Genomic DNA, 14,827 nt, shown 5'->3' with positions numbered 1-14,827 from the left:
CAACCGGCCACGAGAGGAGAGCGTCGCCGTGCCACCCACCGAATCCGGCCTCAGCTCCAGCTCCGACCACATCCAGGAGCACCGGCTCCCACCGCAGTCCGGCGCACTGCTCGCCGGGGGACCGCGGCAGCCGGCGTCCCCCGGCCTCCCGGGCACCGGCCCGCTGCTGGACGACCTGGCGGGCTGGGGGCCGGCCGGCACCCCCGCCGGGCCGTTCGAGCTCGTCCCCGTCCAGATCGCCCGCGACCTCGACCGGATCACCGGCTGGATGAACGATCCGGCCGTCGCGGCCTTCTGGGAACTGTCCGGACCGCCCGCGACCACCGCCGCCCACCTGCGCGGCCAGCTCGACGGCGACGGCCGCAGCGTGCCCTGCCTCGGTGTGCTGGCCGGCGTCCCGATGAGCTACTGGGAGATCTACCGCGCCGACCTGGACCCCCTCGCCCGCCACTATCCGGCCCGGCCCCACGACACCGGAATCCATCTGCTCATCGGCGGCGGCGGTGACCGCGGCCGCGGGCTGGGCAGCACACTGCTGCGCGCCACCGCCGATCTCGTGCTCGACCGCCGCCCGCAGTGCACCCGGGTCGTCGCCGAGCCCGATCTGCGCAACACCGCCTCGGTCGCCGCATTCCTGACCGGGGGCTTCCGCTACGCCGATGAGATCGAACTGCCCGGCAAACGCGCGGCGTTGATGGTCCGCGACCGCGCCCACCGCCACCTGCACTGACGCCGGGGCCGTCCGTCGACGACCCCCGTCCGGTCCGCCGTCCACCGCGCCGCCCCGGTTGTCCCCCGCACGTGCCGGAGCGGTCCCGCTTCGAGGAGTCCCGCCTTGTCTCCTGAGCCCCAGCCTTCGCACAGCACCTGGCAGCACGCCGCGCGCCGACTGTTCGCCAAGATCCTGGCGGAGTTCGCGTACGAGGAAGTCCTCACCCCCGAGCCCGACGGCACCGCTGCGGACGGCACCCCGCAGTACCGCCTGCCGGTCACCGACGAACTGGTCTACCGCTTCCGCGCCCGCCGCGGCGCCTACGGGCACTGGCGCGTCGACCCCGGCTCGATCACCCCCGGCTCCGACCCCTTCCACTTCCTCACCCACGCCCATGACACCGTCCTGGGCCTGTCCGGCGACACCACCGGCCATCTCATCCGCGAGCTGACCGCGACCCTCGCCGCCGACACCCGCCTCGACGCCACCGCCGTCAGCGCCGCCGCCCTCGCCGACCTGGACTACGCCGCCCTCGAAGGCCACCAGACCGGCCACCCCTGGCTCGTCGCCAACAAGGGCAGGCTCGGCTTCTCCGCCGCCGACGCCGCGACCTGGGCCCCGGAGGCCCGCACCGCCCGGCCCCTGCCCTGGCTCGCCGCGCACCACAGCATCGCCCACTACCGCGGTATCCCCACGCTCGCCACCCCCGATCGCCTCTACGGTGAGGAGCTCGCCCCCGCCACCCGTCACGCCTTCGCCCGCGCCATCACCGACGAGGGCCGAAGCCCCGCCGACTACCTCTATCTCCCCGTACACCCCTGGCAATGGGACGAGACCATCGCCCCGCTCTTCGCCCCGCAACTCGCCGACAGATCCATCATCGCGCTGCCCACTGACAACGACCTCCGCCTGCCGCAGCAGTCGATCCGCACCTTCCTCAACATCAGCCGGCCCGAGGCCCGTACGGTCAAACTGCCGCTGTCCATCCTCAACACCCTGGTCTGGCGCGGTCTGCCCACCGAGCGCACCCTCGCCGCGCCCGCCGTCACCCGCTGGGTCCACGGCCTGCGCGACGCCGACCCCTATCTGCGCGACGAGACCCGGGTGATCCTGCTCGGCGAGACCGCCTCCGTCACCGTCGAGCACCCCCTCTACGACCGGTTGCCCGGCGTCCCGTACCAGTTCAAGGAGCTGCTGGGCTGCATCTGGCGCGAGCCGGTCAGCGGGTATCTCGACCCGGGAGAGCGTGCCCGCACCCTGGCCGCTCTGCTCCAGACCGACCCCGAGGGCCGCGCCCTGACCACGGAACTGGTGCACCGTTCGGGGCTGGCCCCGCGCGACTGGCTGGCCCGGCTGTTCGCCGCCCTGCTGCCGCCCCTGCTGCACTTCCTCTACCAGTACGGCACGGTCTTCTCCCCGCACGGCGAGAACGCCATCGTGGTCTTCGACGAGCACGACGTCCCCACCCGCCTCGCGGTCAAGGACTTCGTCGACGACGTCAACACCAGCTCGCACCCGCTCCCGGAGCACGACTCCATGCCGGAGGACGTCCGCGCGGTGCTGCTGACCGAACCGCCCGCCTTCCTCACCCAGTTCATCCACTCCGGTCTGTTCGTCGGCGTGTTCCGCTACCTCGCGCCGCTGTGCGCGGACCAACTGGACGTTCCCGAGGGCGAGTTCTGGTCACTCGTCCGGGCGGAGATCCTGCGCCACCACGAGCGCTTCCCCGCCCTCAAGGACCGGCACGAGACCTTCGACCTGCTCACCCCGCGGATCGAGCGGCTGTGCCTGAACCGCAACCGTCTGCATGTGGACGGTTACCGAGACCGCCGTGAGCGCCCGCACGCCGCCGTCCACGGCACCGTCCCCAACCCCTTGCACGTCCCATGACCGGAGTACGCCCCGTGACCGGTGTACGCCCCATGACCGGCCCGGCTGTCAGTGGTCCCGCGTAGGCTTGCAGCGCTATGACGAAGCCCTCCCTCCCCGATCTGCTCCACGCCGCCGTCACCGCCGTCGGCGGCAGCGAGCGCCCCGGCCAGGTGGCGATGGCCGAAGCCGTCGCCGAGGCCGTGGACGACTCCGCCCACCTTCTCGTCCAGGCCGGCACCGGCACCGGAAAGTCCCTCGGCTATCTGGTGCCGGCGCTCGCCCACGGCGAGAGAGTGGTCGTCGCCACGGCCACCCTGGCGCTGCAGCGCCAGCTGGTGGAGCGCGATCTTCCGCGGACGGTCGACGCGCTGCACCCGCTGCTGCGCCGCCGCCCGGAGTTCGCCATGCTCAAGGGCCGCTCCAACTACCTGTGCCTGCACCGCCTCCACGAGGGCGTCCCGCAGGAAGAGGAGGACGGCCTCTTCGACGTGTTCGAGCAGGCCACGCCGACCAGCAAGCTCGGCAAGGACCTGCTGCGGCTGCGCGACTGGGCGGACGAGACCGAGACCGGCGACCGCGACGCCCTGACCCCCGGCGTCTCGGACCGCGCCTGGGGACAGGTCTCGGTCTCCTCCCGGGAGTGCCTGGGCGCCTCGAAGTGCGCCTACGGCGCGGAGTGCTTCGCCGAGGCCGCGCGGGAGCGCGCCAAGCTCGCCGATGTCGTCATCACCAACCACGCGCTGCTCGCCATCGACGCGATCGAGGGCGCGCCGGTCCTCCCGCAGCACGAGGTCCTGATCATCGACGAGGCCCATGAGCTGGTCTCCCGGGTCACCGGCGCGGCCACCGGCGAGCTCACTCCCGGCCAGGTCAACCGCGCCGTGCGGCGCGCCGCCAAGCTCGTCAACGAAAAGGCCGCCGACCAGCTCCAGACCGCCGCCGAGACCTTCGAGCGGCTCATGGAGCTGGCGCTGCCCGGCCGCCTGGAGGAGCTCCCCGAGGACCTCGGATACTGCCTGATGGCGCTGCGGGACGCCGCCCGTACGGTCATCGCGGCGCTCGGCTCGACCCGCGACAAGTCGGTCCAGGACGAGGACGCCGTCCGCAAGCAGGCCCTCGCCTCGGTGGAGAACGTCCACGCGGTGGCCGAGCGCATCGCCAACGGCTCCGAGTACGACGTCGTCTGGTACGAACGCCATGACCGCTTCGGCGCGTCCCTCCGGGTGGCGCCCCTTTCGGTCTCCGGCCTGCTGCGCGAGAAGCTCTTCGAGGACCGCTCGGTGGTCCTCACCTCCGCCACCCTCAAGCTCGGGGGCGACTTCAACGGAGTCGCGGCCTCCCTGGGCCTGTCCCCGGAGGGCACGGAAGGAGACGACTGCCCACCCTGGAAGGGACTGGACGTCGGCTCCCCCTTCGACTACTCGAAGCAGGGCATCCTCTATGTCGCCAAGCACCTCGCCCAGCCGGGCCGGGAGGGCAGCCGCACGGACATGCTCGATGAGCTCGCCGAGCTGATCGAGGCCGCCGGAGGCCGCACGCTCGGTCTGTTCTCCTCCATGCGTGCCGCCCAGGCCGCCGCCCAGGAGCTGCGCGACCGCCTGGACGTGCCGATCCTGCTCCAGGGCGAGGAGACCCTCGGCGAGCTGATCCGCACCTTCGCCGCCGATGCCCGTACGTGCCTGTTCGGCACTCTCTCCCTGTGGCAGGGCGTGGATGTGCCGGGCCCGAACTGCCAGCTGGTCGTGATGGACCGGGTGCCGTTCCCGCGCCCGGACGACCCGCTGATGAGCGCCCGCCAGAAGGCCGTGGAGGAGTCCGGCGGCAATGGCTTCATGGCCGTCGCCGCGACCCATGCGGCCCTGCTCATGGCCCAGGGCGCCGGGCGTCTGGTCCGCGCCACGGGCGACCGCGGCGTCGTCGCCGTGCTGGACCCCCGTGTCGAACGGGCCCGCTACGGCTCCTTCCTGCGCAAGTCCATGCCGGACTTCTGGTACACCACCGACCGCAACCAGGTCCGCCGCTCCCTGGCGGCCATCGACGCGGCGGCGAAGACGGAAGCGGGCCAGGAATAGTAGGCGGCCGCGGCCTAGCGGCAAAAAGGGGCGAGCCCCGGGACCGGCGCAGTGGTCCCGGGGCCCGGTCGTGAGGGCTGGGTCAGACCCGCCGCAGGACTGCCACCACCTTGCCGAGGATGGTCGCCTCGTCGCCGGGGATCGGCTGGTACGCGGAGTTGTGCGGCAGCAGCCAGACATGGCCGTCCTCGCGCTTGAAGCGCTTGACGGTGGCCTCGCCGTCCAGCATGGCGGCGACGATGTCCCCGTTCTCGGCGACCGGCTGGCGACGGACCGTGACCCAGTCGCCGTCGCAGATGGCGGCCTCGATCATGGAGTCGCCGACGACCTTCAGTACGAACAGTTCGCCGTCACCGACGAGCTGGCGGGGGAGCGGGAAGACGTCCTCGACCGACTCCTCGGCGAGGATCGGGCCACCGGCGGCGATCCGGCCGACCAGCGGGACGTAGGACGCAGCGGGCTTGCCGGCGGTCTCGGTCGCCGCGGTCGTGGGCTGGTCGGAGCCGCGGACCTCGTACGCCCGGGGGCGGTGCGGGTCGCGCCGCAGGAAGCCCTTGCGTTCGAGCGCCATGAGCTGGTGGGCGACGGACGAGGTGCTGGAGAGCCCGACGGCCTGGCCGATCTCCCGCATGGACGGCGGGTACCCGCGCCGCTGCACCGAATCCCGGATCACCTCGATCACCCTGCGCTGGCGGTCCGTGAGCCCCGAGCTGTCGGCCCGGATCCCTGGTGGCCGGCCGGGCAGCGAGCGGGCGGGCTTCTGCTCTTCGGAGTCCAACGTGGCGTCGTCCATCGGCGGCCGCTGTGCCTTCTGCTGATGCTCGAACCGGCTCTGGGAGTGGCTTTGTGCGGTGATGGTCGCGCTGTCTGCGGTGGTGGTCACGTCGGCCCCTCTCGAAATGTTCTCCCTAGTTAGCCAACGGTAGTTGCTTTCGAAAGGTTGCGCCAAACACACGTTCGAGTGAAATATTCGCTGATTGGCTGACCCGATCAAGTGGCTGGGTGTATGGCGAATGGCATTTCGGTGCTTCGGCGTTCGCTTCCGCCCCGCTTCCCCGGTCGGCCGGAGAGCGCCGGGGTCGCAGCGTACGAGCTCGCGCCGAGCGGGCGCCGCAACCGGGCCGATTCTTCCATCCCCGCCCCGCCGCGACGCCGGCCGGGTGGCTTCCCGTACCCTCATGGGCGACCGCCCGGCCCGCCTCCGCCGCGACACGCGGTAGGCACATGTAAGCGGCCCGACACCACATCTAGTGGTTGCATGCGTTCAGTCGCCCAGAAGTTGTGGTGCCTGGTCCTTCGGGGTCCCGGAATCGCCTATGCTGGTGACTGCTTCGGAGGGCCCGTGCGGACCGGCCGGAGGTTATTCGTCGTACGCCGGGATCGATGGCGTACGTACGTCCGTATAGCGAGGGTGAGGAGGGTCGAGCCATGCACTGCCCCTTCTGCAGGCACCCCGACAGCCGGGTCGTCGACAGCCGGACCACCGACGACGGGACGGCGATCCGCCGGCGCCGCCAGTGCCCCGACTGCTCCCGCCGTTTCACCACCATCGAGACGGCGTCACTGATGGTGATCAAGCGGAGCGGGGTCACCGAGCCCTTCAGCCGCAACAAGGTCATCGCCGGAGTGCGCAAGGCGTGCCAGGGCCGTCCGGTCACCGAGGACGCCCTCGCCAAGCTCGGCCAGCGGGTCGAGGAGGCGGTGCGCGCCACCGGCAGCGCCGAGCTGTCCACCCATGACGTCGGGCTCGCCATACTGGGCCCGCTGCAGGAACTCGACCTCGTCGCGTACCTGCGCTTCGCGTCCGTCTACCGGGCGTTCGATTCGCTCGAGGACTTCGAGGCGGCCATCGCCGAGCTGCGGGAGCAGCGCGAGCAGGGACCGCCCGGGCAGGAATGCGGGACCGACGGGGAGGCCGGCGGCCCGGCCGTTCCCGTGCCCGCCACCGCCGCCGACTGAGCTCGGCGCGCATCCAGGACCTGATCGGGGCGAGAGCAGGGCGCCCCGGTATCAGAAAGACAAACACCGTGCCACGGAATGCGTGCGCACATATGGGCGTTTGCCCGTATACAGGGAGGCGGAATGACAGAGACGACGAGCGGCCCGGCACGAGGCTCCCGCGCCAAGGGCAGCAAGGCGAGCAAGGGGCTGCGTATCGAGCGCATCCACACCACCCCCGGCGTGCATCCGTACGACGAGGTGGAGTGGGCGCGCCGTGACGTCGTCATGACCAACTGGCGCGACGGCTCGGTCAACTTCGAGCAGCGTGGCGTCGAGTTCCCCGACTTCTGGTCGGTGAACGCGGTCAACATCGTCACGAGCAAGTACTTCCGTGGCGCGGTGGGTTCCCCGACCCGTGAGGCGAGCCTCAAGCAGCTCATCGACCGAGTGGTCAAGACGTACCGCAAGAGCGGTGAGGAGAACGGCTACTTCGCCTCCCCGGCGGACGCCGAGATCTTCGAGCACGAGCTGGCGTACGCCCTGCTGCACCAGGTCTTCAGCTTCAACTCGCCGGTGTGGTTCAACGTCGGCACCCAGCAGCCGCAGCAGGTCAGCGCCTGCTTCATCCTCTCCGTGGACGACTCCATGGAGTCGATCCTGGACTGGTACAAGGAAGAGGGGATGATCTTCAAGGGCGGCTCCGGTGCCGGCCTGAACCTCTCCCGCATCCGCTCCTCCAAGGAACTGCTCTCCTCCGGTGGCAACGCCTCCGGCCCGGTCTCCTTCATGCGCGGCGCCGACGCGTCCGCCGGCACGATCAAGTCGGGCGGCGCCACCCGCCGCGCGGCCAAGATGGTCGTCCTGGACGTCGACCACCCGGACGTCGAGGCCTTCATCGAGACCAAGGTGAAGGAGGAGGAGAAGATCCGCGCGCTGCGCGACGCGGGCTTCGACATGGACCTGGGCGGCGACGACATCACGTCCGTCCAGTACCAGAACGCCAACAACTCGGTCCGGGTCAACGACGAGTTCATGAAGGCCGTCGAGGCCGGCTCGAAGTTCGGGCTGCGCGGCCGGCTGACCGGCGAGGTCATCGAGGAGGTCGACGCCAAGGGCCTGTTCCGCAAGATGGCCGAGGCCGCCTGGGCGTGCGCCGACCCCGGCATCCAGTACGACGACACCATCAACCACTGGCACACCTCGCCGGAGACCGGCCGCATCACCGCGTCCAACCCCTGCAGCGAGTACATGCACCTGGACAACTCCTCGTGCAACCTCGCCTCGCTCAACCTCCTGAAGTTCCTGCGCGACGACGACCTGGGCAACCAGTCCTTCGACGCCGAGCGCTTCGCCAAGGTCGTCGAGCTGGTCATCACCGCGATGGACATCTCCATCTGCTTCGCCGACTTCCCCACCGAGAAGATCGGCGAGACCACCCGGGCCTACCGCCAGCTGGGCATCGGCTACGCCAACCTCGGCGCCCTGCTGATGGCCACCGGCCACGCCTACGACTCCGACGGCGGCCGCGCGCTGGCCGGTGCCATCACCTCCCTGATGACCGGCACGTCGTACAAGCGCTCCGCCGAACTGGCCGCGGTCGTCGGCGCCTACGACGGCTACGCCCGCAACGCCGACGCCCACAAGCGCGTCATGAAGCAGCACTCCGACGCCAACGGCGCCGCGGTGCGCATGGACGACCTGGACACCCCGGTGTGGGCCGCGGCGACCGAGGCCTGGCAGGACGTGCTGCGCCTGGGCGAGAAGAACGGCTTCCGCAACGCGCAGGCCTCCGTGCTCGCGCCGACCGGCACCATCGGCCTGATGATGGACTGTGACACCACGGGCGTCGAGCCGGACCTGGCCCTGGTCAAGTTCAAGAAGCTGGTCGGCGGCGGCTCCATGCAGATCGTGAACAACACGGTCCCCAAGGCGCTCAAGCGGCTCGGCTACCAGCCCGAGCAGGTCGAGGCGATCGTCGCCCACATCGCCGACCACGGCAATGTCATCGACGCCCCCGGCCTCAAGCCCGCGCACTACGAGGTCTTCGACTGCGCCATGGGCGAGCGCGCCATCTCCCCGATGGGCCATGTCCGCATGATGGCCGCGGCGCAGCCCTTCCTGTCCGGTGCGATCTCCAAGACGGTCAACGTCCCGGAGTCGGCCACCGTCGAGGAGATCGAGGACGTCTACTTCCAGGGCTGGAAGCTCGGCCTGAAGGCGCTGGCGATCTACCGCGACAACTGCAAGGTCGGCCAGCCGCTCTCCGCCAAGAAGAAGGAGGAGGAGAAGGCCGAGGCCGCCGTCGCGCCGGCCGCCGAGAAGAAGGTCGTCGAGTACCGCCCGGTGCGCAAGCGCCTCCCCAAGGGCCGTCCCGGCATCACGACCTCCTTCACGGTCGGCGGTGCCGAGGGCTACATGACCGCCAACTCCTACCCGGACGACGGTCTCGGTGAGGTCTTCCTGAAGATGTCCAAGCAGGGCTCGACCCTCGCGGGCATGATGGACGCCTTCTCCATCGCCGTGTCGGTGGGTCTGCAGTACGGCGTCCCGCTGGAGACCTACGTCTCGAAGTTCACCAACATGCGCTTCGAGCCGGCCGGTATGACCGACGACCCGGACGTGCGGATGGCCCAGTCGATCGTCGACTACATCTTCCGCCGTCTGGCGCTGGACTTCCTGCCGTTCGAGACCCGCTCGGCGCTCGGCATCCACTCCGTCGAGGAGCGCACGCGCCACCTGGAGACCGGTTCGTACGAGCCGTCCGACGACGAGGTCGACGTCGAGGGCCTGGCCCAGTCGGCGCCGCGCCAGACGGACTCGCTGCCGGCGGTGAAGATCGTCGAGGAGGCCGCCGCCCCGGCTCCCAAGCAGGCGCACACCAACGCCGAACTGGTGGAGATGCAGCTGGGCATCAACGCCGACGCACCGCTGTGCTTCTCCTGCGGCACGAAGATGCAGCGGGCCGGCAGCTGCTACCTGTGCGAGGGCTGCGGGTCGACCAGCGGCTGCAGCTGAGCACGGCCGGGCCGCGCGGGGAGTGCTTCCCGCGCGGCCCGGGCCTGCGGCCCCAGGGGCTCATCGGCTTGTGGAGGGGACCGGACCAACTCCGGTCCCCTTTGCCGTGTCCGATCCCGGGGAGCCGCTTCCGCTGCCCTCCCGTGGGCGGATGAGCGTGTAGAGGAGCGCGGCGCCCAGCTGGACGGCGGCGATGGTGAGCAGCAACAGGGGCGGCGGCAGTGCGGCGGCCGCGCCGACCGCGGTGGCCCCGCAGGCCGCCGCGGTGATCTTGAGGCCTGCCCCCAGGGTGAAGACCTGCGCCCTGGTACGCGGCGGGGCGTACCCGGCTCGTATACGGAAGGTCGCGGTCAGCAGCGGACCGTCGCACACCCCCGCGAGTACGAACAGCGCCGCGCCGGCGGCCGGCGACGGAACGAGCGCGGCGGCGCCCAGTGCGAGGCCGGTGCCGCACAGGGCGAGTGTGACGAGCCGCTGATCCGGGAAGGGCGGCCGCCACCGGGCCACCGCCAGCGATCCCAGCAGCGCCCCGATGGCGAACGCCGTCATCAGGGCGCCGCCCGCTTCCGGGTGACCACGATGGCCGCTGAGCAGCACAGTGGTGGTGGTCAGGCCGCCGAGACCGCCGAACGCCAGGCAGGTGCCCGCGGTGATCGCGCGCAGTTCCCGGGTGCGCCAGACGGCCGTCAGCCCCGCCGCCAGGTCCGCACGGAGCGGGGTGACGGGTACGGGTCCCGCTGCGGCCTGTCGCGCGCGCCCGTACGGCAGCCCGGCGGCCATGACCGCCCCGATGGCCGCCGTGCCGCCGAGGAGCATCGTCGCGGCGCCGGGTGACGCCAGAGCGGCCACCACACTGACCGCCGCGGGACCGGCCACCGACGCGGCGCTGTAGACGGCCGCGTCGAGCGCATACGCACGGTCCCGCCGCGCGCCCTCCGGCAGCAGCGCGGCGATCAGGCTGGACAGGCCGCCGGAGACGACCGGTCCGCAGGCGCCCCCGGCCAGGGCGACGGCGAGCGTCACCGGGGCGGGCGCCCGTCCGACGAGTACGGACAGCGCGGCGATGGCCGCGGCGAAGCCGAGCAGGGCGCCGAGGTAGCACAGCCGGGGGCGCCGTGCCCGGGTGACGAGGGCGCCCACCAGAGGCGCGGCGACGACATGCGGCGCCATCCAGGCGGTGAGGACGAACGCGCCCTGGGCCGCACTTCCGGCGCGCTGCAGCGCCAGCAGCGCCACCGCCACGGACATCCCCTCCTCCGCCACGCGGGCGAAGAACGCGGTGGCCAGATAGAGCGGTAACACCGCTCGCGATCCTGACGTGGCGGAGCGCCGTGGCATGCGCATCTCCAGGCGAGTGGTGGGAGGCGTACAGCAGGCGGGAGGGCACGGAGGGATGCAGCGTGCAGCGCCCTGTAACGGCTTATATCGTCAAGACGTTACCCTGGAGAGGGCGGGTGAGCCCAGGGGTAGGAGAAATCCGCGTCGGGAATGAGCGTCGGAAACGAGCGGGCGACGGGAACGGGGCAGGCCATGACGGGCGATGCGGCATGGGGGCGGCGGGGCTTCCGGCCCGCCGAGCGGATGATGGATCTCGTCAACGCGGTCCGTGCGGACCCGGATCTCCCGCGGGACGCACTGGCCGATCTGCTCGCCCACCACGGTGAGAGCCCGGACGACCTCACCGAGCGGGAGTTCTCCGGGCGCGACGCCGCTGGCCTGAGGGCGGCCGCGGTCCGGCTGGCCGCCGTCCTGACGGAGTCCGACACCGACCGGGCCGCCCACGCCGTCAACGAGCTCTTGGCCGAATGCGGCGCCCGCCCGCACCTCTCCCGGCACGGCGGACACGGCTGGCATCTGCATATCGACCGGGGCGAGGAGGCGAGCTGGGCCGAGTGGTTCCTCGCCTCAAGTGCCCTGGTGCTGGCCCAGGTTCTCACCGATTACGGCCGTGCCCCCTGGGGCGAATGCGCGGCCGCCCGCTGCGGCACGCTCTATCTGGGCACGGGGCCGGGCAGCGCCCGCCGCTACTGCTCGACCGCCTGCGCCTCCCGGGAGCGGGTGGCCGCGCATCGCCGCCGCAAGAGGGAGGGCGGATGACGGATGCGGCAGGGCGGAGGGGAGGCGGCCGGCCGTCGCCTCCCCTCGGCCGCCACGGCGCGCGCTCGGGGCCGTCAGCGCCCCAGTGGTGCCGTCAGCGTCCCATCTGCCGGGCGAAGGCATCCGGGTCGGCGTCGAAACCCTGGAGCGCCGAGTAGAACCGCCAGTTCCCCGCCTCGTCGCGGGCGAACTCGGCGAGCTTTGCGGCGGTGGCCCCCGCGACCCCGGCGAAGTCGTACGACGCCAGGTCGGTGTAGCCCTCGCGGATCAGGGCGGCGGTGTTCTCTATGTCGCCGAAGACCTTGCGGCCCTCGCCCTGCTGGATGGCCACGCCGACGACGACCCGGGTGTAGGAGTCGGCGAGCCGGTGCAGTTCCAGGGTCATGACCTCGTCGAAGCCGAATCCCTGGCCGGTCCGGCTGTCCCGGTTGAGCGTGATGGTCCCGTCGGGCGACCGGCTGCCGAAGGCCACCAGATAGGCCGGGTCGTGCGGTGCGTCCGCCGTATAGGTCGCCGCGATGATGTCGAGGTCATTGTCCGGAGTGCCGGTCGGGCTGGGGTCCCACTTGAGCGTGACCTCGACCTTCTCGATCCCTTTGTTGAGCGTGCTCACCGGGCTTCCCTTCCTTCGTCTCCCGAGGGCGCGGTTCGACCCGCGCGGTCACGCGGACAGCCCCAGGGCTTCCCGTCGGCTGACCATCGTGCCACGCCCCGCGCCCCTGGGGCGGGGTGAATTGCCCCTGCTCAGAAGCGGATTGAGGGCAATGAGGATGGCTGGAAAACACCCTTTGGCCAGGTGGAGCGCGGATCTGCTCAGGATGCGGGGGTGTCCCAGAGCCGGCTGAGGTGGCCGTCGAGGATGTCCAGCGCCGCCGTGGGGGAGAGGTGGCCGATCAGGACGTGGGTGGTGAGGCCGTCGGCGAGGGCGAGGAGGGTGCGAGCCGCCCGGTCCGGGTCGGGGGAGTCGCAGGCCTCCGAGATCAGTCGTGTGAACACGGTCTGCAGACCGGTGTAATTGGTGCGCAGAATTTCGGCCAGCGACGGGCTGACGGCGGCTTGCGCCACGAAAGCCAGCCAGACCCGGGCCTCGGCGCGCTGCTCCTCCTGGAGCAGCGAGATCTCGGTCGTCGCGTGCCCCAGTGCCGTACGCGCCGACTGGGCCGGCGATGCGACGAGCCGGGCCGACACCCGGGCGGTGACCTGTTCGGCGACGTGACGGAGCGCGAAGGCCAGCATCTCCTCCTTGGTGCCGAAGCAGCGCTGGACGGCTCCCATGGACACCTCCGCCCGGGTGGCCACATCGCGCAGCGTCACGCCTTCCAGGCCGCTCTCGTCGGCGAGTTGACACACGGCCTGGGCGATCTGCCGGCGTCGGCTCTCGTGGTCCACCTGCTTGGGCATGCCGCGCTCCGGTTTATTCGATGCGTACGTATCGCTGATAAGGCTACGATGCTGAAGCGATGCAAGCGCATCGGAACGTCTCCGTCTCGGCATGGAGCCGCCGTGCCCGTGGTGGCCGGCACGCCGACGGGACGTCCATACGAAAGCCAAGGCCGCAACAGGCCGTCAGAGGCCGCCCGAGATCCTCCGCGAGGGCATCGGGGCCTTTGAGGGCGGCAGCGGCACGACGAGGGTGAGGACATGCACAACGCGCTGTGGAAGATGACCGCTCGCGCCCAGGCGGCGGCCGTACGCGCCGGCGAGGTGTCGGCGGTGGAGCTGGTCGACGCCCATCTGGAGCGGATCGCCGAGGTCAACCCGGCGGTCAACGCCGTCACACAACTGCTCGCCGAGCGGGCGCGGGCCGAAGCGGCCGAGGTCGACCGGCGGCGCGCGGCGGGCGCCGGGCTGGGGCCGCTGGCCGGTGTGCCGTTCACCGTCAAGGAGAGCACCGCCATCGAGGGCGTCCCGACGACCTACGGCGCGGAGCGCTTCCGCGACCATGTCGCGCGCGCCGACGCGCCCCCGGTGGCGCGCCTGCGCGCGGCCGGCGGCATCCCTGTCGGGCACAGCAATCTGCCGACGCTCATCCTGGCCGGCATCCATACACGCAGCGAACTGTTCGGGGACACCGCGAACCCCTGGAGCAGCGCGGTCACGCCGGGCGGCACCAGTGGCGGCGACGGTGCGGCCGTGGCCAGCGGAATGGCCGCACTGGGCCTGGGCAACGACTCCGGAGGGTCGGTGCGCATCCCCGCGTCCTTCTGTGGTGTGGCAGGCCTGAAGCCCACCTACGGGCGGTTCGCCGCCGATCACCGGATCGGGCCGGACGACCCCGCCCTGATCGCCCAGATCCTCGTGGTCGACGGCCCGTTGGCCCGTACCGTCGATGATCTCCGGCTCGCCTACGAGGTGCTGTCCGGGGCCGATCCGCGCGACCCGAGGGCGGTGCCGGTGCCTCCTTACGGAGAGCGGCTTGCCCGCCCCGTCAAGGTGGCGATGGTGACCGACCCCGGTGGGCGCGGAGTGCACCCCGTGGTGCGCAAGGCCCTGGAGAGTGCCGCGGATGCGCTCCGGGACGCCGGGTACCAGGTGGACGAGGTCGCGGACGTGCCGCGGCTGGACGACGCGCTCGAGGCGTACGGCCGGATGACCCAGACGGAGTTCGCCACCACCTGGCCGGCCGTCAAGCCGATGCTCGGCAAGGACGGCCACCGCTACATCGAGTGGGGCATGGCGAAGTACGGCCCGGTGGAGCTGACGGAGTATCTGCGGCTGACCGGGGTGCGGATGGGGATCCAGCGGGACTGGGCGATGTTCCTGGATGAATATCCGCTGGTCCTGGGCCCCGTGTTCACCGATCCGCCGTTCGCTCCTGGAGAGGAGGCGCGCGATGCGCAGAGCCATCAGCGGGTGCAGAACGCGATGCGGCTGTGCACCGCGACCAGCTTCGTCGGTGTGCCCGCGGTGGCCGTGCCCACCGGGGTGGTGGACGGGCTCCCGTACGGCGTGCAGCTGATCGGGCGCTCCTACCGGGAGGACCTGTGCCTGGAGGCGGCAGAGGAGGTGGAGCGGCGGCTGGGTGTCCACACGCCCATCGACCCGCGCCCGTAAGGAAGTTCGGGGTGGTCGGAGTGTGACGCGCAGTGATCCGGATTCGCTCCCGGGCCGTACGATG

General features: G+C 71.3%; 11 protein-coding genes. 7 read left to right on the top strand and 4 right to left on the bottom strand.

The features are described from left to right. The first annotated feature begins 28 nt into the window (after positions 1-28). From ACWD6P_RS27150 to ACWD6P_RS27140, 3 genes are all read left to right on the top strand, one after another. Positions 29-730, top strand: coding sequence for a GNAT family N-acetyltransferase (locus ACWD6P_RS27150; protein WP_451446781.1), 702 nt, complete (start codon positions 29-31; stop codon positions 728-730). Between the two features lie 105 nt (positions 731-835). After that, positions 836-2,602 carry an IucA/IucC family protein gene (locus tag ACWD6P_RS27145; RefSeq protein WP_451446780.1) on the top strand — a complete coding sequence of 589 codons (1,767 nt, stop codon included), beginning with the start codon at positions 836-838 and terminating at the stop codon, positions 2,600-2,602. Positions 2,603-2,679: 77 nt separating this feature from the next. Then, positions 2,680-4,656, top strand: coding sequence for an ATP-dependent DNA helicase (locus ACWD6P_RS27140; protein ID WP_451446779.1), 1,977 nt, complete (start codon positions 2,680-2,682; stop codon positions 4,654-4,656). Positions 4,657-4,738: 82 nt separating this feature from the next. On the opposite strand, the gene lexA is transcribed toward ACWD6P_RS27140, so the two are convergent. Then, entirely contained in the window at positions 4,739-5,539 is an 801-nt protein-coding gene (gene lexA, locus ACWD6P_RS27135) for a transcriptional repressor LexA (protein ID WP_451446778.1), read from the bottom strand. 545 nt (positions 5,540-6,084) lie between these two features. Here lexA and nrdR point away from each other — a divergent pair. Together nrdR and ACWD6P_RS27125 are read left to right on the top strand one after the other, a co-directional pair. After that, complete coding sequence (gene nrdR, locus ACWD6P_RS27130; RefSeq protein ID WP_018092899.1) at positions 6,085-6,615, top strand: transcriptional regulator NrdR; 531 nt, start codon at positions 6,085-6,087, stop codon at positions 6,613-6,615. A gap of 123 nt (positions 6,616-6,738) precedes the next feature. Next, positions 6,739-9,612: a vitamin B12-dependent ribonucleotide reductase gene (locus tag ACWD6P_RS27125; protein WP_451446777.1), complete on the top strand. Its 2,874-nt coding sequence runs from the start codon at positions 6,739-6,741 to the stop codon at positions 9,610-9,612. A gap of 60 nt (positions 9,613-9,672) precedes the next feature. Here ACWD6P_RS27125 and ACWD6P_RS27120 read toward each other — a convergent pair whose 3' ends face one another. Continuing rightward, the gene (locus ACWD6P_RS27120) at positions 9,673-10,950 is read right to left on the bottom strand and encodes an MFS transporter (RefSeq protein WP_451446776.1); all 1,278 of its coding nucleotides are present in this window, start codon (positions 10,948-10,950) and stop codon (positions 9,673-9,675) included. Between the two features lie 192 nt (positions 10,951-11,142). Here ACWD6P_RS27120 and ACWD6P_RS27115 point away from each other — a divergent pair, with 192 nt between their 5' ends. Further along, positions 11,143-11,709, top strand: coding sequence for a CGNR zinc finger domain-containing protein (locus ACWD6P_RS27115; RefSeq protein ID WP_451446793.1), 567 nt, complete (start codon positions 11,143-11,145; stop codon positions 11,707-11,709). Positions 11,710-11,803: 94 nt separating this feature from the next. On the opposite strand, the gene ACWD6P_RS27110 is transcribed toward ACWD6P_RS27115, so the two are convergent. Next, positions 11,804-12,322, bottom strand: coding sequence for a TerD family protein (locus ACWD6P_RS27110; protein WP_451446775.1), 519 nt, complete (start codon positions 12,320-12,322; stop codon positions 11,804-11,806). A 200-nt stretch (positions 12,323-12,522) separates the two neighbouring features. Next, positions 12,523-13,110, bottom strand: a complete 588-nt coding sequence (locus ACWD6P_RS27105; RefSeq protein ID WP_451446774.1) for a TetR/AcrR family transcriptional regulator — start codon at positions 13,108-13,110, stop codon at positions 12,523-12,525. 240 nt (positions 13,111-13,350) lie between these two features. Here ACWD6P_RS27105 and ACWD6P_RS27100 point away from each other — a divergent pair, with 240 nt between their 5' ends. Next, on the top strand, positions 13,351-14,763 hold the full coding sequence (locus ACWD6P_RS27100; protein WP_451446773.1) for an amidase: 1,413 nt from the start codon (positions 13,351-13,353) through the stop codon (positions 14,761-14,763). The last annotated feature ends 64 nt before the right edge of the window (positions 14,764-14,827 follow it).

The sequence above is a fragment of the Streptomyces sp. NPDC002446 genome, assembly GCF_053595675.1.
The sequence above is the reverse complement of the archived record's forward strand: the minus strand, read 5'-3'. Positions and strand labels throughout refer to the sequence as shown.

Bases quoted from the DNA above. Each gene is read 5' to 3' on its own strand.
- ACWD6P_RS27140 (WP_451446779.1), top strand. From the start codon at position 2,680: ATGACGAAGCCCTCCCTCCCCGATCTGCTCCACGCCGCCGTCACCGCC.
- nrdR (WP_018092899.1), top strand. From the start codon at position 6,085: ATGCACTGCCCCTTCTGCAGGCACCCCGACAGCCGGGTCGTCGACAGC.
- ACWD6P_RS27125 (WP_451446777.1), top strand. From the start codon at position 6,739: ATGACAGAGACGACGAGCGGCCCGGCACGAGGCTCCCGCGCCAAGGGC.
- ACWD6P_RS27120 (WP_451446776.1), bottom strand. From the start codon at position 10,950: ATGCCACGGCGCTCCGCCACGTCAGGATCGCGAGCGGTGTTACCGCTC.
- ACWD6P_RS27115 (WP_451446793.1), top strand. From the start codon at position 11,143: ATGACGGGCGATGCGGCATGGGGGCGGCGGGGCTTCCGGCCCGCCGAG.
- ACWD6P_RS27105 (WP_451446774.1), bottom strand. From the start codon at position 13,110: ATGCCCAAGCAGGTGGACCACGAGAGCCGACGCCGGCAGATCGCCCAG.
- ACWD6P_RS27100 (WP_451446773.1), top strand. From the start codon at position 13,351: ATGCACAACGCGCTGTGGAAGATGACCGCTCGCGCCCAGGCGGCGGCC.